Source organism: Gardnerella sp. KA01002 (assembly GCF_049244015.1).
Taxonomy (GTDB): domain Bacteria; phylum Actinomycetota; class Actinomycetes; order Actinomycetales; family Bifidobacteriaceae; genus Bifidobacterium; species Bifidobacterium vaginale.
The window spans coordinates 239,354-259,344 of sequence record NZ_CP058365.1 but is presented as its reverse complement, the minus strand read 5'-3'; the positions used below and the strand labels follow the sequence as shown (position 1 = coordinate 259,344).

Here is a 19,991-nt window from a genome sequence, read left to right as displayed (position 1 = left end):
CAATTAACCAAATCATAACAAATCTAAGCAATAATAGAGTAACAGAAGCAAAATTAGTTAAACGATAATTCCATAAGGAAAGCAATGTTTACAGATCCAATACGCGCACTTGCACACCCAACGCCGCTTAGCGAAGTCACCTTATACAGTGCAGCAATGGTTATTCCAGTAACAGGTCCTATTATTCCCGAAGGAGCCGTAGCAGTATCAAATAGACGCGTTGTACACGTTGGAACAAGACAGTGGGTACTAGACATTCTAAAAGATGAAATGTCAAACGATTCCTATAGGAAAATGTTTAACAACGAACGACATTGGCATGGTCTTATGACACCAGGTCTTATAAACGCACACACGCATTTGCAATACACTAATATGGCAAGCGTAGGCCGCGGCGAATACCGCAATTTTAGAGACTGGGAAGAAGGATTCAATGTTGTTTATGACAAATTACAAGAAGAAAAACAGCATAACCCATCATTGATGACTTGGAAAACTTCTGCATACGAAGGCGCAAGAATGATGGTGGAAGCTGGCACTACTGCAGCTGCCGACATTGTAACTGATATCGAAGCAGTTGGAGCGCTTGCAAGCCAAGGCATGCACGGGATAGCCTATTGGGAGGTAATGGGCTGGAAAAACGTTGACTGGAAGGAAGAAGGCTACGCTAAGCTGCTCGAGATGCTTGGGCACATGATGGACAACGGCAGAGTGCCGAGTATAGGAATTAGCCCACACGCACCTTACAGTCTAGAAACCGAACCTTTTGTGGATTTGCCAGACATTGCAAGACAGCTAAACATGCGCTTGCACATACACTTAGCAGAAACACCTATGGAGGCTGGAAATCACGCCGATACACTCACCACGTATTCCGCACCAGATTGGAATGCTAACGTTTGGGCGAGCTACAGCGAACTTAAAGCACATGGAATGACAGCTTCCGCAATTCAGTTTTTGGATCAGCTCGGATCCCTTGGACCAGACGTACATATTGCGCACGGAGTTTGGGCAGATGGCGAAGACCGAAGAATTTTGCGTCAACGCGGAGTGGGAGTGGCAGTGTGCCCAAGATCCAACCGCATTACTGTTACGGAAAGAGACGCGCCAATTCGCGACTACATGGAAGAAGGAAACTTGCTTGCGATTGGTACGGATTCACTATCTTCTTCCCCATCTTTAGACGTTTTAGACGACGCTGCAAAAGTCTATGATTTAGCAACAGCGCAAGGGTATAGAAAAGATGATTTAACACATCGAATTATTCGCATGCTTACTTTAGGCGGCGCAAGCGTTATGGGCTTACACGTAGGACCGCACAGAATTGGTCAAATTAATGCTGGAGCAACAGCCGACCTTGCATTCTTTGATATTCCAACAGACACAAGCTCGCCACAAGGAGTTGAAGAGACTTTGCACAATTTTGTGCGTCACGGTGCAGGTAGTGCAAAAGCAACAGTTATTTCTGGAAATCTTGTATACAATAATGGTGCTTTTGCTCAATAATCTGATGCAAGCACAGATAAGAACACGTTTAACGAACACATTTAACGCAAATATGAAAAATAAAAGGAGCATGCATTATGAGTGTCAGTTTAGAAAATATGAGTGATTACGCCAAAAATCTTGTTAAAGAATTACAGCTAGAAGCCCATCCAGAAGGCGGATGGTACACCCGCGACTGGCAAGCAGCGCAACTATATAGCGCAACCAACAATGAAAATACTTCAAACGCGAGCACAAACAATACGAAAATTGACGAAAACGCTGGCGCAGACGCACCAAGACCATTGGCCTCTCTTATTTACTTCCTTTTGCCTTCTGGCGATTCAAGCGCATGGCATAAAGTTGATGCAGACGAGATTTGGCTATGGCATGGACCGTCAAATCTTACGATTGAACTTGGTGGATGTGGTCAAACCCCTTGTGATGAGGCAGATTTGCAGCGTTTTACTCTTGGAAACACTAAGGAATGCAATGGCTTATCCACGCGCGGACATCTTGTAATTCCTGCTGGGACATGGCAGAGAACAATACCAAGCGATGGCGATGTTCTTGTTTCTTGCGTAGTAAGCCCTGGGTTTACTTTCAGCGGATTTGATTTAGCAGAACAAAACGATTCAAATAAGTAAACTAGTCTGCAGTTATTTAACAAGCGCCTTCAAAACACGCAAAGTTAACGATCCTGCTTGATTAGCTGCAAGAACTAAATCATCCTTATGCGAGTCCACAGATTCGTATGATTCTCCACAACGGTTGCTCATTGAGCGAATCGCAAGGAATGGAACACCGTTTTTAGCCGCAATATGTGCAGCAGCAGCGCCTTCCATCTCTTCGCAATCACCAAAAACCGTTGCTCGCACAGCGTCTAAAATATTAGGATCTGTGTTAAATTGGTCGCTTGTTGCTATGTTTCCACACAAATAAGCAACGTTGTTTGAATTTTCGTTAGACACGCTATTTTCATTAGACGCGCTTTGCTTAAAGTCCGAGGATAAGTCGCCAGCAACCGAAGAGGATTCCTCCAAAGACTTCTCAAGCCTAAATCCTAATAATTGCGCCTCTTTAGCAGCTAAATCGCATAATTTTGGATCTGATTCAAAAACAGATTTGTACGGAGCACACTCTGCAATAATTTGCGTATTTGTTTCTAAATAGTGAAGTTTCTTGCCTATAACAATATCTCCAACATTAAGACGCGGATTTAAAGCACCTGCGATTCCGCTAAAAATCAACACTTGTGGATTGGATTCGATTATCAACGCTTGAGCTGCAGCTGCGGCAGCGCACTTTCCCATTCCAGCAACACATATTGTAAGAGTAGGATTTTCGCCTTTGCTATTAGAAGCGATTTTGCCCTGAATAAAAGTAACCCCATACGAATCCCAAGTTTTATAATCCCCACAAAATGCTTGAAGAATAGGCTGAGCTTCTTTTTGAAGTGCAACTATAACAGCAAGTTTTGAAAGATGACTAAAATCTTTAGAACTTTCAGAAAAATCGTCAGCCGCGCTATGTTCAAAATTATTTAACATGAAATACTCCTCAAAAAATCAACACACCGTATGTAACTGACACTTCACATACTACGACTTAAGTCTAATCACCACAAAACTACGTATTAAATCAACAAAATATAGCGCGTTATAAACAATCGCGATAACAATTCTGTAACAATTAAGCCTTAAATGCGTCTATCGTCTTATAAACTATCAAATGTACGGCCGCAAAACCTACTTAAATCGCTTAAAAAACGAATAAGCGAAAAATCTTAAGGTTTTAGCAAAAACAAGGAGAAAAAATGGCTATTTTCGTACACAACAACTTGCACACCAACCGCGTAGCAGTCGCTGCTGCAAAAATTGCAGCAGCAGCATTAGCAATGGCAGCAATGGTTAGCACAGCAGCATGCGGCAGCCAAAACGCACAAGATACAAACCAAAAGACGATTACTCCAGGCGTTTTGACAATCGGCACAGCTCAGCCAACTTACACACCTTGGATGTACGATAACAAGCCAGAAAACGGCAAGGGTTACGAATCTGCAGTAGCATACGCTGTTGCAAAGAAACTCGGATACGATAAAGACAAAGTAAAGTGGGTTCGCACAACCTTCGACTCCGCAGTAACCCCAGGACCAAAAGACTTTGATTTTAACCTTCAACAGTTCTCTATTACGGAGGAACGCAAGAAGGCAGTAGACTTTTCGCCAAGTTACTACAACGCAACTCAGGGTGTTGTGGTCAAAAAAGATAGCAAGTTTGCTAACGCAAAGACCTTAGCAGACCTTAAAACCGCTACAATTGGCGCAATGGTTGGAACAACAAGCTACAGCTTTGCTAAAGACAAGATTAAGAGCGATATTCAAACCTTTAACGATAATGACGCTTTGGTTCAGGCTCTTGATTCTAAGCAGATTGACGCACTTGTTATAGATACTCCATCTTCCGTAAACATTGTGCGCAGCAAGCAGGTTAAAGAAGGTGTTGTTCTTGGACAGATTGCAGGATCGGAAGATAAGGAAGGAACTGGATTGGTACTTCCAAAAGGCTCTAAGCTTACTGCAGACGTCACTAAGGCTGTGAATGCGCTAGAAAAAGATGGTACTTTGAAGAAGCTCCAAGAAAAGTGGCTTGCAGAGTACACGACTAATCTGCCAGTTCTTAAGTAAAAACTAAACCAAAAATAAATAAAAATAAATAAAAATCGTACTAACGTCATTACCAATACGCATTATTGTAAGCAACTTGTAACCCAATCGTCACATAAAAGTGCTTACAATAGTGCGTATCATTCATTATGTCGAAAGGCTTGAGTGCCGCCAATGACAGTACTTAACGGCAATGCATTAAACAGTGAATCAAACAACGCTGGAGAATACGCTTTAAGCAATATCGAGCTTGAGCGTAGGTCAATCCGCAAAAAGCAAAATCTTAAATCAGTTTTAACAAGCATAATAAGCACTTTAGTATTACTTGGCGTGTGCGTTGCGGCACTTGCAATGAGCCCTGGTTGGCCAAGAGTGCGCGAAACGTTCTTTTCTGGCAAGTACTTTATGTTATCTTTGCCATCCGTTTTGCAAGGCTTAATGCTTAATCTGCAGGTGCTTGTTTTCGCTGTTATTGGAGTAGCAATACTTGGAACTTTAATCGCAGTTATTCGTACAAGCGTAAGCCCAATGCTTTTCCCTTTGCGAGCTATAGCGCAATTCTACACAACTATTATGCGCGGCATACCAATGCTTGTTGTGCTTTACTTAATCGGCTTTGGCATACCAGGATTACAGCTTTTTGGGCGAATCCCACCAGCAATACTCGGTACAATCGCCATTGTTATGAGCTACTCCGCATACGTTGGAGAGGTATTGCGCGCAGGATTTGAAGACGTGCATCCGTCTATGCGAGCGTCCGCAAGATCACTTGGCTTAACATCTGGTCAAACTGTGCAATTAGTGGTAATTCCTCTTGGCTTAAGAAAAGTGGCTCCTGCTTTAATGAACGACTTTATATCTATGCAAAAAGATGCAGGACTTATATCGGTTTTGGGCGCTGTAGACGCTGTTCGAGCCGCGCAAATATCTGTTGCAACTTCTTATAACTTCACTCCATACGTTGTAGCAAGCGTTGTGTTTATAGCGCTGAGCATTCCGTTTATTGTTCTAAACGATTGGTATACGGCAAGGCTGCGCAAACGCGAGCTAAACGGAGGAACCGTGTGATGAATAACTTAACAAACCAGAAGGTAAGTCAGCAAATGAGCGATTACACAAACACAAGTGATCAAACGAATACAAGTGATTACACGGATTCAACCCCAGTTTTGCGTTTAAGCAATATTCGCAAATCGTATAACTCAACACCTGTTCTTAAAGGCATTTCTTTTGATATTGCGCCTCACGAAGTGGTGGCTCTTTTAGGACCTTCTGGAAGCGGAAAATCCACTCTTATGAAGTGCATTAATCTGCTTGAGCGAGTAGACGACGGTCAAGTTTGGCTTGGAAACACAGATATTACAGATCCTCGTATAAATCAGGATCAAATTAGATCTCAAATCGGAGTTGTGTTCCAGCAATTCAATCTTTTTACGCATATGAGCGTTTTAGATAATGTGACTCTTGCTGCGCGAAAAGTTCATCATTGGAGCAAAGACCGTGCAGAAAGCCGCGCAATGGAGCTTCTATCTAGGATTAAGCTAGAAAATAAAGCAAAGTCTTATCCGGATCAGCTTTCGGGCGGACAGCAACAACGAGTGGCTATTGCACGCGCGCTTATGACAAGCCCACAACTTTTGCTTTTAGACGAGATTACTTCCGCGCTAGACCCAATGCTTGTTGGCGAAGTTCTAGACATGGTTGCGGAACTAAAAGAGCAAGGAACCACGATTCTAATGGCCACTCACGAGATGCATTTTGCGCACGAAGCTGCCGATAGAGTGGTTTTGCTGCGAAACGGCGTTGTTGCAGAAAATGGCACACCATACGAAGTTATGGATGCTTGCAGTGACCCAGAAACGCAAAACTTCTTTAAGTCTTTCCGACATTGATTTTTTGTGAACTACGCAGTAATTGCGCTCACATAAGCGTAACCCCATTCCCGCGTTTGTTCCCTTTTTAAGCAAATCTGACTACAAACACGGGCGTGAGACCTGCCTTCGCGCTCAAAGCATAGCGCGCGAAGGCAATTCGGAGCGCTGAGCCGCTCAAACGTAAAGTCCAGTGGACTTTACGTGCGGCGAAGACGTGAGTGCGCTGTAACGCGCGAGCGATTTTCCCGAGATTGTTTACGTATTTGGCGATTTTGGAAACAAACACGGGCAAAGCGGCATGAAGATCATGTAAAACACAAACTTCATGCCGCTCTATAGGAGAAAGCTACGAAAATTTTTTGTTCACTTATACTGTCCACCATTAATCACTCGTAGCCTCGATGACAAGGAATCAATAAGTCACATATATAACCCCTTCACAAATACAAATAAAACAAACGCCACACAATCATGCATAACTAAACGTTGCAGGGTCATGCCCCATTCGCTCATTAGTGTTCAAATCATCTATTGCACGTATTTCATCATCCTTAAGACTAAATCCAAAAACATTAATATTTTCACGTTGCCTATTTTCTGAAACAGATTTAGGTATGATAATGTATCCATGCTCAATATGCCAGCGCAAAATCACCTGAGCACAAGTAACATCATGATTCTTAGCAATAGTTTCCAAAACACCATCGCCGATATTCAAATCACGTCCGCGCGCCAATGGAGAATACGCTTCAATAGCAATATTATGCTTCTTGCAAAAATCAACTACATTAGACTGCTGCCAGCTCGGATGCAATTCAATCTGATTTACTTGAGGCCACTGACCAACTTCATCATATAAACGCTGCAAATCAGAAGGCATAAAGTTACACACACCAAGCGAACGTACCCTACCTTCCTCTTTCAACTTAACAAATGCTTTCCATGTTTCTGCAGAACGCCAATTAAATGGTGTAGGCCAATGAATCATATACATATCCACATAGTTCAAGCAAAGATCCGCAAGTTGAGAATCAAAAGCCTTCAAAGTACTGTCATACCCCTGCTGTGAATCTCTAACTTTTGTAGTCACCCATAGGTTTTCTCGCAATTCGCCAGTATTAAAACCAGTTTCGCGCAATACTTCACCTAGCTCATTCTCATTGTTATATCCAGCTGCAGCATCAATATGTCTGTATCCTAACGAAAGAGCGCTTTCTACAACATCATGCATACTTACTTTATCAACTCGAAGTACACCTAAACCAACTTGTGGTATAGAATTGCCATCCGATAATAAAATGTTAGGCACAATGTGCATATTTTCATTCATTAAAGCACCCCTTCGCTATAAAATTGACCATTATTTTCAAAGGAAATAATAACACAACAAACACTCATCACTAGAGACGTAATAATGCCAATATTACTTAACATTAAGCTTGTAATACATTTGAGAAATCTGTAGATTGCGCTCAAAATCTTGGGTATTAGTGTTTTTATCAATCACAGCTAGTTCGACACCAGAGATACGCGCAAAATCTTCCCAAACTTCTCTACCAATTGACGTTGTCATACAAGTATGATGGGATCCACCAGCTAATAACCAGCATTGCGCAGACAAAGATAGACTTGGCTGCGGTTTCCACATGGCGCGAGCGCAAGGCAAATTCTTTAGGCTTCCAGACGGCTCTACAACATCGACAATATTCATTAAAAGTCTAAATCTACTGCACATATCCGCAAGAGAAACCACAACAGCATCCTTTTTAGGAGCAGCAGTAAACACGAGTCTAACAGGATCTGATTTTCCTCCAATACCCAATGGATATATAGCAAGACGAGGTTTTTGAATACTTCCAATAGAAGGCGAAACTTCTAACATATGTGATCCTAATATCATTTCGTTATCTGGCTCAAAATGATACGAGTAATCTTCCATAAGAGAAGCTCCACCTTCAAGACCATACCCCATAACTAATCCCAAACGAACCAATATTGCGGTTTTCCAATCCCCTTCTGCCGAGAAACCCCATCCATATTCGGAAGGAAAACGTTGAGCAGCAACTCCTGGAAGTTGGGAAAGACCACCAAGATCTTCAAAATTATCTACTGCAGCAGTAGCATCATAATCACGCATCATGGATACCATTCCAACTTCCTGCTTAGCTGCAATTAACAGAGAATCATATTTTTGATTTAATAATTCTGGATCAATATTGTATTTATTTTTATAATCTTCTATCAAATCTTTAGCTTGCTTATCTGTAGCACGATTAACATATGAATTTAATTCGTTTACAGACCAAGTATTAATAGATGCACCAAAGATTTTCTCAGCTTCAGTTTTATCTCCTTCAGTAACAGCAACGTTACGCATATTATCTCCCCAACGCATAACGTTCATATTGTTAGACGCCCACCAGCCTAAACACGCACGAACCCAAGTATTTATGCGATCCGAAACTTCTGGATTCGTATAATGACCAACAACTATTTTTCTTCTAATACCAAGTCTAGAAACAATATAACCGAATTCTCTATCTCCATGAGCAGCTTGATTTAAATTCATAAAATCCATATCAATACTTTCCCAAGGTATTTCACGATGATACTGGGTATTCAACTGAAGCAAAGGTTTACGCAATAGTTCTAATCCGCGAATCCACATTTTTGCTGGCGAGAACGTGTGCATCCAAGCGATCACGCCTATACAAGATTCTTTTGAAGACGCATCAACCATAAAATTACGCACAGCGTCAGATGATTTTAAGGTTGGTTTCAAAATAATTTTCACAGGTATCGAATGTTGATTATTTAAATAATCTACGATTTCGCCAGCTTGTTTTGCCACTTGTTCTAGTGTTTCTGGACCATATAGTTCTTGCGAACCTACAGCAAACCACACTTCTTTGTTCTCAAAAGGATTTTCCATAGCCATTATTTACTCCTATAAGACTTATATATGTAATTGTTTTTAGATTATTTTTTATTAGTTTTGTCCATAAACATTTTGATATCGTTTATTAAGAGAATTGATATCTTCTTTCTTTATATCGATTATTTTCCCTATTTGCCTAGCAGCCCACATTGTTTTGGCTACTTCTTCTGTCATAGCAGCAGCTTTCACAGCACTTTCTGCATCTTTTCCAATTACGAAAGGACCGTGATTTTGCATCAAAACCGCTGGCGACTTAGGATATTTGCGTAATGTTTCAACAACGCCTTGCCCAATGGCCTCACTGCCAATCAACCTGAATGGTCCAACTGGAACAGGACCGCCAAACTCATCTCCCATCATTGTTAATCCACACGGTATATTTTCTCCAATAGCAGCCCAAGCAGTAGCATAAGTCGAATGAGTGTGTACTACTCCAAATACTTCAGGCATATTTCTATAAATATAAGCATGCGAAGCTGTGTCAGAACTTGGAGAATAGGATCCATCAACAACATTCCCATCTAGATCACAAACAATCATTGATTCAGGAGTTAGTCTTTCGTATCGTACTCCAGAAGGCTTAATAACCATTAAATCAGCAGTATGCAAACGTTGAGAAACATTTCCCGCAGTCCACACAACTAAATTCCATTTAATAAGTTGATCATGCAAATTGGATACTAATTCGCGTACCTGTTTTACCTCAGATTGAGTTTCTTGTGAATAATCTTTTAAAGTTTTCATAATTACTATTTCTTTCTAATAAATTTTTTAAAAATATGATGAGAAAACACTATTTTTAGTCTTGCTTAAGCAATCTTTTGCACAATATTTTTACGGCATCGTAGTTATTGCTGCATGTTCTATTGGCAATGACCTCATAAATTGCTCAAAATATCTCTGGAATCCTTCCACGTCATCCTTACGAGGGAAAACGGTAACTGAATTCACATGAGCAAATACTTCATTTTGCAAAAAGTCTATTAATGTTATATTTTTTCGCCTAATATATGATGCTAAAATCGCCATTCCCCACGATCCGCCTTCAGAAGCCGTAGGCATAGTGGTTACTGGAACACCAAACGCCGCCGAAGCAATACGCTGAGAAACTTCAGGGGTGGCAAAAATACCACCATGACCAAGCAATGAATCAATTTCAACATGCTCTTCTTTTGTTAAAACATTCATTCCAATAGTCACTGGACAAAATGCTCCATATAGTTGAGCACGCATAAAGTTTCCGAGTGAAAGTTTTGCTTGCGGACCGCGAGCAAATACAAATCGTCCTTCTTCCAAACCTGCTTGAAACTCTCCAGAAGAAAAACAGTAGTTAATATTTCCTCCAGCATCAAATTCAGTTCCATTATCAACAGCAGAATTAAACAGGCTTGTATATAACAAATCCATTGATATTGGTTTTCTTATTGCATCTGCAAATTGAGCAAATAAATTAACCCAAGCATTTAAATCTGTAGTGAAATTATTAGCATGACTCATTGCAGATAAATGACCATCTGGAGTCATAACTATATCTAACTCTTTATGAGCTTTTGACAAAGGGCGCTTTAAAACAACAGTTGCAAAAATAGATGTCCCAGCCGAAACATTACCAGTACCAGGCTTTAATGTATTGGTTGCAACCATACCGGTTGCCGCATCTCCTTCAGGAGGAACAAATGGTATTCCTGGATTCAAAATGCCACTAGGGTCAAGAAGAGAAGCACCATCAACTGTCAATCGACCAGCAAATTCTCCAGCGGAAAGCGGTGTAGGTAAAATATCCTTCAAATTCCAAGGCTGATTAGATATTTCAGGAAGATTCTCAATTTTATTTAGCGCATTCTCATCCCAGCTTAAACTGTTTGAATCCATAGGAAACATTCCAGAAGCATCCGACAATCCTAATACTTTTTTGCCAGTAAGCTTCCAATGAATATAGCCAGATAGCGTAGTAAAGAATGCTACATTATGTACGTGCTCTTCTTTGTCAAGCGCACATTGATACAAGTGAGCTATCGACCAGCGTTCTGGTATATTAAGACTTAATTCGTTAGAAAGAATTCTGTGAGCATCATGCGTATTGGTATTTCTCCAAGTCCTAAATGGCACAAGCAACTTATTTCTATTATCAAAGGCTAAATAACCATGCATCATTGCTGAAATACCAATGCCGCCAATATTATTTAAACGCAATTGGTAATCTTTATTAATTTGATTACTTATCTGAGAAAAAACAGATTGTATTCCATGCCAAGCATCAGATAGATCATAGGTCCACAAACCATTTTCTAGTTTGTTTTCCCACTTATAAGATCCTTCTGCAATAACTTGATATTGTCCATTAATTAAAGCACCTTTAATTCTAGTTGAACCCAACTCAATACCAAGATATGTGTTTGCATTAATAATATCTTTTTTATTAGATGATACGCTCGAAATATCACACATGATGCTCCTTTGCATGCTTTTATAAGATTCATTTATTCAAATATGTAGAAAATCTTGAATACCCAATCATTTATTACTTTTTAGAATCCTCGCTCTTATCTTTACGCTCTTGACTGAATCCTTTAAAAGCGTTGTAACCGCAATAGCCGATTACAATTAATAAGCACAATGAAAAAATAAGAGTGTACCAAGCGAATAAATCACCAGATTTATAAGAACCATATAAAGACTGGAATAACCAAATCGACATAAAAAAGGTAGTTAGCGCGTACATTCTAGTCTTTTGAATATATTTTTTTGGCATATATTCCTCCTTATTGTTCTTTTATTCTGATTAACACCTGTTAATATCTGTTAATAACTAACAAAACTGGGCGTACACTTTTTCGTTCACAACGCTTGTGTAATATCTGAAGCGCACGCCCAATATATACGGCATTTTTAGCGCTTACGACGCTTGCTCATTATGTCAACAGCCACTGCAGCGAGTAACACAAGACCCTTAATTGTCTTCACAATTGCAGTGTCAACGCCCATGATAGACAAGCCTTGATTGATTACTCCCATAACAAAAGCACCAACAACGGCTCCAGGTATAGTTCCAACACCACCAGTTACAGCAGTGCCACCGATGAAGCAGGATGCAATTGCATCCATTTCAAATTCCATACCAGCTTGTGCAGTAGCAGATGCCAGACGAGAAAGCATAGCCACAGCAGCAATAGCAGACAAGAATCCCATATGAACAAACAAGCAGAAATCTACACGCTTAACATCAATACCAGAAAGTATTGCAGCTTTACGGTTACCTCCAACAGCATATATGTGACGTCCAAAAACTGTCTTTGTAAGAATAAAGTTGTATGCAACTACCAAAATCGCAACAATCACCAACATAATTGGAGTTCCACCCATCTCGGAATTGCCAGAGGATGCTAACAAATATGTTACAAATATGATTGCAAGAGCAGCAAATACGATCTTGCATACAGTAATCGATAGTGGTTCTGGGACTAATCCAACTTTTTCTACATGCTTACGCTTATTAATTTGGCTCCAAGCAAACAAAGCGATGCACATAAGACCAAGAACAATCGTAAGACCATCAAACGGACCCCACCAACCGAGAATATTAGGAAGATAGTTACGAGCAATTCCACGGAACGCGTCTGAAGTGATAGGCACAGATTCGCCAACTATAACCGTAGATAAACCGCGGAAGATCAGCATACCTGCAAGAGTGGTGATGAATCCAGGAATCTCCATTCGAGCCACCCAGAAACCGTGCCAGCAACCAATAAGTAAACCAACAACAATTGATATAGCAATCGCTAATACCCAATTAACACCATAACGTTCCATCAACAGTGCACAAACACCACCAATAAATGCAACTAAAGATCCTACAGAAAGATCAATGTGTGTAGCAATAATCACCATCACCATGCCTATTGCCAAGATAATCACATATGCATTCTGCTGAATTAAAGAAACAAAACTGTTAGGAGTTAAAAGAACACCTTTTGTAAGTATTTGGAACACAACGACAATAACGATTAAAGCTCCAACGATTCCATATTGTCTTGCATTATCGGTAATTGTCGAAAGAATACTTGATTTTTGTTCACCCTTCGTATCTTGGGCTAATCTGTTTTTGCTCATGATAACGCTAATTCCTTTCCTTAGTCATGCATTTCATCAGATATTCTTGGGTAAACCCATTCTTATTAACATCATCAGTAATAATGCCTTGACTTACGGTATAAATACGATCGCATATACCAATTAATTCTGGTAGTTCAGAAGAAATAACTACAACAGCTTTACCTTGATCGGCAAGCTTATCGATGATTTCATAAATTTCATACTTTGCACCAACATCTATACCACGAGTTGGCTCATCGAGAATGAGTATGTCTGGATCAGAAAGAACCCATTTTGCCAATACAACCTTTTGCTGATTTCCGCCAGAAAGCGTAGAAACTTGCACATCAATGTTTTGACATTTTATATTAAAGTTCTCTCGATATGCATCAACTTCTTTTCGCTCAATGTTTCCATCAACAACACCTAATTTGCTCATTTTTGACAATGAAGCAATAGATGAATTTTCGCGAATATTCTGCAAAAGATTTAAACCATAACCTTTACGATCTTCTGTAGCATAAGCCAAACCAGCATTAATTGCTTCTTGCACATTGCGCAATTCGACTTTTTTACCTTTAATATAAAGATCACCAGTTATATTGGAGCCATATGAGCGTCCAAAAACACTCATGGCCAATTCGGTTCTTCCAGCACCCATCAATCCAGCCAATCCAATAATTTCGCCAGAACGAACATACAAATTAGCATTATCGACTATTATTCGGCTATTATCCATTGGATGATGAACTGTCCAATTGGTTATACGAAGATATTCTTCACCAGATTGATTTGTTTCGTGCTTAGGATACAGATTGGTTAATTCTCTACCTACCATTTTACGAATTAATTCATCGTAATCTAATGGCGTTTCTGGTGTAATATACATTTCACCAACTGTCGATCCGTCACGAATGATAGTAACGTTATCTGCTATTACAGCAACTTCATTAAGCTTGTGCGTAATTATAATGCTTGTAACGCCATGTTCATCTCTTAATTGACGAACAAGCTGTAGTAAATGCGCAGAGTCCTCATCATTTAATGCTGCAGTTGGTTCATCAAGAATCAGCAACTTTACATTTTTAGACAAAGCCTTAGCAATCTCTACAAGCTGCTGTTTACCAACACCAATATCCATAATCTTTGTATCTGGATCTTCTGGCAAACCAACACGTTCAAGAAGTTCTGCAGCTTTAGCGCGAGTTTCACTCCAATCAATTACTCCATTTTTGGAGCATTCATTTCCCATGAAAATATTTTCAGAAATTGAAAGAAATGGATTTAAAGTCAGCTCCTGATGAATAATAACAATTCCATCACGTTCTGAATTTTTAATATTACTATATTTACACTCTTTTCCGTTAAATATAATCTTTCCCGTGTAAGATCCGTAAGGATAAACACCTGATAGCACATTCATTAACGTAGATTTACCAGCACCATTTTCGCCGCAAATTGCATGAATTTCACCGCGATCAACCGAAAGATTAACATCAGTAAGAGCTTTTAGTGAACCAAACGTTTTTGTGATGTGCTGCATACTCAATATCGTGTCTTTATGCGACATCATCTACTTCCAATCATTACAACGCACAGTTTCAACTAATGGAGGCACAACTATGGCACTAATCGTGCCCCCATATTAGTTCAAATTGATAGTTAATTTTTAATGTACTAACTTATCAAAGCGTTCTTGTGTTATATAACCATCTTTCACTAAGTCAGTAAGATTATCCTTAGTAATATTTTGTGGATTTAGCAATTTAGAAGGAACGTCTATCTTGTTGTTATTGAACTTTCCGTTAATACCAGACACCTTCTTGCCTTTAGCAATTTCCAATACCATCTGATAAACGGCTTCAGCAAGCTTATTGACATTCTTAAATACTGTCTGACTCTGCTTTCCACGTGCAATTGAAGATACAGCTGACTCCATAGCATCCTGTCCAGTTATAATTGGCCAATTATCTGTACCTGGCTTTAAATCTGGACGCTTAGATTCAATTGCGTTAATAACACCAGTCGAAATACCATCATAAGGGCTTAATATTGCATGTAGTGGCTGACCTTTAGCATATGCAGAATCAATAATTGATTCCATATCCTTTTGAGCCTGTTCAGCTTTCCACCCTTGAACAGAAATCTTCTGCCAATCTTGAACCTTAAAGTCTTTATTCACGCCACCACCATGATTAGATGGGGAAACTAAGGCACCAGATTTAAAGTATGGTTGCAGCAAATCCCATGCACCCTTAAAGAAGTACTTAGCATTGTTATCATCTGGAGAACCAGTGAAAAGCTCAATATTGAATGGTCCCTTTGCACCATTCTTAAGACCCAACTTATCAATAATATAATTTGCTTCAAGAATACCAGTCTGCTCAAGCTGGAATGTTGCATAATAGTCAACAGCCTTTGTATTCATAATCAATCTATCGTAGGCAATTACTTTAGCTCCAGCATCATGAGCCTTCTCTACTGCAGGTCCTACAGCACTACCATCCTTTGCAGCAACAACAACAACCTTAGCGCCGTTGTTAATCATATTTTCAATATCTGCATTTTGCTGAGCTGGTTTATCGTCTGCAAAGTTCAATATAACTTTATATCCAGCATCTTCTAGCTTCTTCTTTAGGTTATTACCGTCTTTATTCCAACGTTCCTCTGACTTTGTTGGCATAGAGACACCGATGGTGGCACCTTTTTCAATTCCTTGACTTACGTTTTTGGATGCACCACCTCTTGAACCTGAACAGGCTGATAAACCAGCAACTACAGCAATACCTACAAATAAAGCGATTGCTTTTTTACCTATGTTCATCGACGCTCCTTTGCATCAAAAGGTTATTTGATATAGACAGCTACAACGCTATCTAGTTTTTTATTATAAACTATTGTGTTAAGTTGTCAAACACATAAATCAAATTTTTCTATTTTTTTGTTTAATATATAAATTTAACACAATTCTTAACGTACATGAATCAACTACTTGTACCAATTATTTAATATAAATTCAGTTAATTTAACCAATAAAGAACAAAAGTATCAAATCAACGAATGACAATTCTTTAAAATACAGATATGCTTATATTATGTCGCATTTATTCGAATCCCAAACTTCATTGCGAGAAGCTAATCGATCTGCATTACTTTCTTACATACGCAGATTTGGTGCAATTACGCAAATAGAGCTTGCTGAAGCGACAGGATTATCAACTGCAACCGTATCAACTCTTGTAAGACAACTTGTAAAAGAAGGGCGGTTGTACACAGAAAACACAATACATAACGGAAGAAGAGCAACACTCGTAGCTTTAGCTCGTAGAAAAGGAATAAGCGCAGGACTAAAAATTAGTAGACACTCTCTAGATCTAATTTTTATTGACTACGAACTTAACATAATCGCGGAACGAACATTACTATTACCAAAACAACATATTCCAGATGTAACTCTCGAGCGAGCAACATTACTCATAAATGAAACTTTATCCAACATAAACGCATCTGCAAAAGAACTAATAGCAATAGGCGTATCTATAACAGCACCAATAGATAAACGTACAAAAACAATAGCAATACCTGGCATTATGCCACATTGGAACAATTTCGACATTATTTCGTATTTACAATCAATTTTTAATATTCCAGTTACTTTAGATAACGATGCAAACTGTTGCGCAGTATGGGAATCAAGAGCAGGATCTGTTACAAAAACCACAGATTTCATATACATAAATACCGATGACGGAGCTGGTGCCTCCATAATGGCAGATGGGAAAATATGGCGCGGCGTAACTGGAATGGCAGGCGAAATAGGGCATATTCAAGTTGATCCACTCGGAAGCATTTGCGCATGCGGAAACCGTGGATGCCTTAATACTTTTATAAATGAAGAACGAATCACATCGTTATTAAGAGTTACCCATGGAGATCTAACTGTAGAAGATCTTGTACGTTTAGCAAACGAAGGAGACCCAGGATGCAGACGTATCATAGCTGATACTGCAATACGAATAGGAACAGTAGCAGCAGAACTATGTACATCAGTAGACCCTGAGATTGTAGTTATAGGAGGACTCCTAGTGCAAAGTGGATCAGTTTTCGTCGATGCTTTTAGAGAGTCATTGCACCGCTTACTATTCCCTGATGTTTTAACTCCTATACAAGTTGTGGTTGCATCAAATCTTACTAATTGTTCTGCACTAGGAGCAGCACTAGAAGGAATTGATGCTGCAGAAAAAATACATCACAAAACATCTCAACACCTATAGAAATAGGTTGTAATATCGATTGCAATATGATTAGCAATATCAACAAGGAGACGTAATGTACGGACAAAATCCACTCCTACAGCTAAAAGATATTAGCGTAAACTTTGGCTTTACCGAAGCGCTTAAATCAATAACACTCGATATTTATAGCAAAGAAATAGTGGCAATTGTTGGAGACAATGGCGTCGGAAAATCCACTCTTATTAAAACAATATCTGGTTTGATCCAACCAACAAAAGGAAGAATGATCTTTGAAGATAAAGAAGTGAATTTGCACTCCATACGAGAAGCAAATGATCTTGGAATAGCAACAGTTTTTCAAGGACAAGAATTTTGCGATAATTTGGACGTTACATCAAATCTATTCTTAGGCAAAGAGATGCGAAATAAATCATGTCATACACTCAATAAAGATGCAATGGCGTGTGAAGCCCGAAAAGCATTACAAGAACTAACATGTGCCATAAGAATACATACTCCAATACGATTACTATCAAGTGGACAACGTCAAACTGTCGCATTGGCACGAATGCTACTATCGGATCCGAAACTCATACTATTAGACGAACCTACAGCTTCATTATCTTTAACACAAACAGCTGAAACCCTATCTTATATGAAACGCCTACGATCACAGGGTCGCACAATTATATTGGTATGCCATAATCTTCCAGACGTATTTGCAGTGGCAACTAGGATAGTTGTACTAAGACAAGGAAAAATCGTTGGAAATCATGATGTTAGTGAAACAAATTATGTCCAAATAATCAGAGAAATGACGGGAATAGAGGATGAGGAAGACGATACAATATCTTCATCAATAATAGACAATATAAACGAGAATCAGAAACTAAGTCATAAAAGAAATGCGCTTATTAGTAGAAGTGCAAAATAAGCTATCAAGGTCAAAACATAAGAGCCTATTCACGCGTTTGTTTACCAAAACACCAAATCTGACTACAAAACACGCACAAACACGAGCGAGAATAAACAAAAACAAAAAAATGCTTCCGGTTTTGAAAGCCCCTAGTAGCAAACAAAACCGAAAGCAACAACACTCAACACCCAAAACCCAACAAGCTAAACGAATCAACACTGGGAAGAAAAGAAAAACAATAGCAAACCAATGTTAAAACAATAAAACAAAGAGAATCGGGAATAAACCAGTGTGATGCTTCCCTACAAAACACCACACCAGTCGTTGAGCGCAAACCCTAAATAAGGTGGTAAATAATGCTTAGTGACGCATCTTGCGAACAGCAGCACCCATACCAGCAAGCATAGAAGCAGCCAAAGCAGTCAAAGCAACACCAACACCAGCATTACCAAGCTTCTCGCCAGACTTACCATGACCACCCTTAGCAGCAAGCTCACCCTTAGCAGCAGCTGGAGCAGTCTTAGCAGCTTCCTTCTGAGCAGCCTTACCAAGCTTGCCACTAGCAGCATCATTCATAGCCTTAGCAGCACCTGGAACATCCTCAAAATTAGGAGCCAAAGGATCAGAAGTCACAACAGCAGGAAGAACAGCAGGATTCACACCCAAACGAACTGCATCATTATAAGCAGCCTTGTACTTAGTCAAAGCAGCATTATACTTAGCAGTAGAAGCAACAGCCTTAGCCTTAGCCTCAGCATAATCCTTAGTAGCCTTAGCAGTCTCAGCAACAGCAAAATCAACCTTAGCCTGAGCACGATCTACAGCATCAGCAAGACGCTGAGCCAAAGCAGAATCATCCTTAGCAGAAACCTTGTAAGCTTCCAAAGCATCCTGAGCAGCCTTCAAAGCCTTCTGAGCAGCTTCCTGAGCAGCTACCTTACCAGCCAAAGTAGCCTTAGCCTTCTCATACTCAGCATAATCCTTAGTATAAGCAGCAAAAGCATCATCAAGATGCAACTTAGCAGTCTTAACAGCCTCAACAGCCTCAGCCTTCTTCTGATCATCAGATGGAGCAGCCTTTGGTTCTGGAGCCTTAGAATAAGCCTGCTCGGCAGCAAGATAAGCAGTAGCCTTAACAGTCTTATCCTGCTCAGCAGCAGTCTTAGCAGTCTTTGCATCAGCATCAGCGTTGAAAGCAGCTACATACTTATTAGCAGCTGTAACCTCATTTTGTGGAGCATCATCGGCAGCAGAAACAACTTTATGACCCTGAACCTTAGTGTCATCCTTAATCTCGACTTTAGCAGTCTTAGCTGGCGCATCACCAACAGCCTTCAAAGCCTCAGCAGCCTTAGTGGCAGCTTCATCAGCAGCCTTCTCAGCTGCAACAGCAGCCTCATATGCAGTACGAGCGGTATCTAAGTCTTTCTTCAAATCAGCCTTAGACTTCTTAACTTCCTGAGACTGAGTATTTGCACCGCCATCAGCAGCGAATGCTGGGGTTGCCATTGCGAAGCCGGCAAGCAAAGTAGCGCCAGCAGCGAAAGCAGCGATAGCCTTCTTATTCATCATTTTAATTTCCTTTCTTCTTCTCCTCCGTGCAGGTACACGAAGAAAAATCTTAAACATCCAACAACATTCAAAACATTGCGGATAACCACCATCTAGAGCATCTAGCTAGCAGCTGTTATTAACATACCCCCCCCCCGTTTAAAAAAGTCAAGAGGCAACCACACAAAACAAACAGAAAAAAATAATGTTACACACAAACTAATCCACAATAAAA

At 39.8% G+C, this 19,991-nt stretch carries 17 protein-coding genes; 7 read left to right on the top strand and 10 right to left on the bottom strand.

What is annotated here, in order from left to right:
* Nucleotides 1-84: 84 nt before the first annotated feature.
* Nucleotides 85-1,506: an amidohydrolase family protein gene (locus tag HXT60_RS00965; RefSeq protein WP_004116990.1), complete on the top strand. Its 1,422-nt coding sequence runs from the start codon at nt 85-87 to the stop codon at nt 1,504-1,506.
* Nucleotides 1,507-1,583: 77 nt separating this feature from the next.
* Nucleotides 1,584-2,132 (top strand): cupin domain-containing protein, encoded by a 549-nt coding sequence (locus tag HXT60_RS00960; protein WP_004575034.1) that lies wholly within the window; start codon nt 1,584-1,586, stop codon nt 2,130-2,132.
* A 12-nt stretch (nt 2,133-2,144) separates the two neighbouring features.
* Here the strand turns inward: HXT60_RS00960 and HXT60_RS00955 are convergent, their stop codons facing one another.
* Nucleotides 2,145-3,035, bottom strand: a complete 891-nt coding sequence (locus HXT60_RS00955; RefSeq protein ID WP_004575065.1) for a 5'-methylthioadenosine/S-adenosylhomocysteine nucleosidase — start codon at nt 3,033-3,035, stop codon at nt 2,145-2,147.
* Nucleotides 3,036-3,301: 266 nt separating this feature from the next.
* Here HXT60_RS00955 and HXT60_RS00950 point away from each other — a divergent pair, with 266 nt between their 5' ends.
* From HXT60_RS00950 to HXT60_RS00940, 3 genes are all read left to right on the top strand, one after another.
* Nucleotides 3,302-4,171, top strand: a complete 870-nt coding sequence (locus tag HXT60_RS00950) for an ABC transporter substrate-binding protein (RefSeq protein WP_048730885.1) — start codon at nt 3,302-3,304, stop codon at nt 4,169-4,171.
* A gap of 153 nt (nt 4,172-4,324) precedes the next feature.
* Complete coding sequence (locus tag HXT60_RS00945; protein ID WP_421791191.1) at nt 4,325-5,218, top strand: amino acid ABC transporter permease; 894 nt, start codon at nt 4,325-4,327, stop codon at nt 5,216-5,218.
* Nucleotides 5,218-6,042 carry an amino acid ABC transporter ATP-binding protein gene (locus HXT60_RS00940; protein ID WP_004117001.1) on the top strand — a complete coding sequence of 275 codons (825 nt, stop codon included), beginning with the start codon at nt 5,218-5,220 and terminating at the stop codon, nt 6,040-6,042. The genes HXT60_RS00945 and HXT60_RS00940 overlap by 1 nt, the downstream gene beginning before the upstream one ends.
* 451 nt (nt 6,043-6,493) lie before the next feature.
* Here the strand turns inward: HXT60_RS00940 and HXT60_RS00935 are convergent, their stop codons facing one another.
* The 8 genes from HXT60_RS00935 to HXT60_RS00900 all read right to left on the bottom strand — a co-directional run bounded on the left by HXT60_RS00935 (nt 6,494) and on the right by HXT60_RS00900 (nt 15,878).
* Nucleotides 6,494-7,354: an aldo/keto reductase gene (locus HXT60_RS00935; RefSeq protein ID WP_048730883.1), complete on the bottom strand. Its 861-nt coding sequence runs from the start codon at nt 7,352-7,354 to the stop codon at nt 6,494-6,496.
* A 93-nt stretch (nt 7,355-7,447) separates the two neighbouring features.
* A complete protein-coding gene (gene araA, locus HXT60_RS00930; protein WP_020760665.1) occupies nt 7,448-8,962 on the bottom strand; it encodes an L-arabinose isomerase in 1,515 nt (504 codons plus the stop codon).
* Nucleotides 8,963-9,013: 51 nt separating this feature from the next.
* Nucleotides 9,014-9,706, bottom strand: a complete 693-nt coding sequence (locus tag HXT60_RS00925) for an L-ribulose-5-phosphate 4-epimerase (protein WP_020760664.1) — start codon at nt 9,704-9,706, stop codon at nt 9,014-9,016.
* Between the two features lie 90 nt (nt 9,707-9,796).
* Nucleotides 9,797-11,410, bottom strand: a complete 1,614-nt coding sequence (locus HXT60_RS00920; protein ID WP_048730880.1) for a xylulokinase — start codon at nt 11,408-11,410, stop codon at nt 9,797-9,799.
* A gap of 73 nt (nt 11,411-11,483) precedes the next feature.
* Nucleotides 11,484-11,714: a CDP-diacylglycerol--glycerol-3-phosphate 3-phosphatidyltransferase gene (locus tag HXT60_RS00915; RefSeq protein ID WP_004115879.1), complete on the bottom strand. Its 231-nt coding sequence runs from the start codon at nt 11,712-11,714 to the stop codon at nt 11,484-11,486.
* A 137-nt stretch (nt 11,715-11,851) separates the two neighbouring features.
* Nucleotides 11,852-13,072: a multiple monosaccharide ABC transporter permease gene (gene mmsB / locus HXT60_RS00910; RefSeq protein WP_004112039.1), complete on the bottom strand. Its 1,221-nt coding sequence runs from the start codon at nt 13,070-13,072 to the stop codon at nt 11,852-11,854.
* A gap of 7 nt (nt 13,073-13,079) precedes the next feature.
* The gene (locus HXT60_RS00905) at nt 13,080-14,624 is read right to left on the bottom strand and encodes a sugar ABC transporter ATP-binding protein (RefSeq protein WP_004112038.1); all 1,545 of its coding nucleotides are present in this window, start codon (nt 14,622-14,624) and stop codon (nt 13,080-13,082) included.
* A gap of 99 nt (nt 14,625-14,723) precedes the next feature.
* Entirely contained in the window at nt 14,724-15,878 is a 1,155-nt protein-coding gene (locus HXT60_RS00900; RefSeq protein WP_004115883.1) for a sugar-binding protein, read from the bottom strand.
* Between the two features lie 271 nt (nt 15,879-16,149).
* Between HXT60_RS00900 and HXT60_RS00895 the strand changes: the two genes are divergently transcribed.
* The gene (locus tag HXT60_RS00895; protein ID WP_421791188.1) at nt 16,150-17,328 is read left to right on the top strand and encodes an ROK family protein; all 1,179 of its coding nucleotides are present in this window, start codon (nt 16,150-16,152) and stop codon (nt 17,326-17,328) included.
* 55 nt (nt 17,329-17,383) lie between these two features.
* Nucleotides 17,384-18,223 carry an ATP-binding cassette domain-containing protein gene (locus HXT60_RS00890; RefSeq protein ID WP_004112032.1) on the top strand — a complete coding sequence of 280 codons (840 nt, stop codon included), beginning with the start codon at nt 17,384-17,386 and terminating at the stop codon, nt 18,221-18,223.
* Nucleotides 18,224-18,565: 342 nt separating this feature from the next.
* Here HXT60_RS00890 and HXT60_RS00885 read toward each other — a convergent pair whose 3' ends face one another.
* Complete coding sequence (locus tag HXT60_RS00885; RefSeq protein WP_421791186.1) at nt 18,566-19,777, bottom strand: hypothetical protein; 1,212 nt, start codon at nt 19,775-19,777, stop codon at nt 18,566-18,568.
* Nucleotides 19,778-19,991: the final 214 nt, after the last annotated feature.

Excerpts from the sequence above, each read along its gene's own strand:
- HXT60_RS00925 (WP_020760664.1), bottom strand. The coding sequence starts at position 9,706 with ATGAAAACTTTAAAAGATTATTCACAAGAAACTCAATCTGAGGTAAAA.
- HXT60_RS00940 (WP_004117001.1), top strand. The coding sequence starts at position 5,218 with ATGAATAACTTAACAAACCAGAAGGTAAGTCAGCAAATGAGCGATTAC.
- HXT60_RS00935 (WP_048730883.1), bottom strand. The coding sequence starts at position 7,354 with ATGAATGAAAATATGCACATTGTGCCTAACATTTTATTATCGGATGGC.
- HXT60_RS00960 (WP_004575034.1), top strand. The coding sequence starts at position 1,584 with ATGAGTGTCAGTTTAGAAAATATGAGTGATTACGCCAAAAATCTTGTT.
- HXT60_RS00950 (WP_048730885.1), top strand. The coding sequence starts at position 3,302 with ATGGCTATTTTCGTACACAACAACTTGCACACCAACCGCGTAGCAGTC.
- HXT60_RS00895 (WP_421791188.1), top strand. The coding sequence starts at position 16,150 with ATGTCGCATTTATTCGAATCCCAAACTTCATTGCGAGAAGCTAATCGA.
- HXT60_RS00890 (WP_004112032.1), top strand. The coding sequence starts at position 17,384 with ATGTACGGACAAAATCCACTCCTACAGCTAAAAGATATTAGCGTAAAC.
- mmsB (WP_004112039.1), bottom strand. The coding sequence starts at position 13,072 with ATGAGCAAAAACAGATTAGCCCAAGATACGAAGGGTGAACAAAAATCA.
- araA (WP_020760665.1), bottom strand. The coding sequence starts at position 8,962 with ATGGCTATGGAAAATCCTTTTGAGAACAAAGAAGTGTGGTTTGCTGTA.
- HXT60_RS00955 (WP_004575065.1), bottom strand. The coding sequence starts at position 3,035 with ATGTTAAATAATTTTGAACATAGCGCGGCTGACGATTTTTCTGAAAGT.
- HXT60_RS00905 (WP_004112038.1), bottom strand. The coding sequence starts at position 14,624 with ATGTCGCATAAAGACACGATATTGAGTATGCAGCACATCACAAAAACG.
- HXT60_RS00915 (WP_004115879.1), bottom strand. The coding sequence starts at position 11,714 with ATGCCAAAAAAATATATTCAAAAGACTAGAATGTACGCGCTAACTACC.
- HXT60_RS00965 (WP_004116990.1), top strand. The coding sequence starts at position 85 with ATGTTTACAGATCCAATACGCGCACTTGCACACCCAACGCCGCTTAGC.
- HXT60_RS00885 (WP_421791186.1), bottom strand. The coding sequence starts at position 19,777 with ATGATGAATAAGAAGGCTATCGCTGCTTTCGCTGCTGGCGCTACTTTG.
- HXT60_RS00900 (WP_004115883.1), bottom strand. The coding sequence starts at position 15,878 with ATGAACATAGGTAAAAAAGCAATCGCTTTATTTGTAGGTATTGCTGTA.
- HXT60_RS00920 (WP_048730880.1), bottom strand. The coding sequence starts at position 11,410 with ATGTGTGATATTTCGAGCGTATCATCTAATAAAAAAGATATTATTAAT.
- HXT60_RS00945 (WP_421791191.1), top strand. The coding sequence starts at position 4,325 with ATGACAGTACTTAACGGCAATGCATTAAACAGTGAATCAAACAACGCT.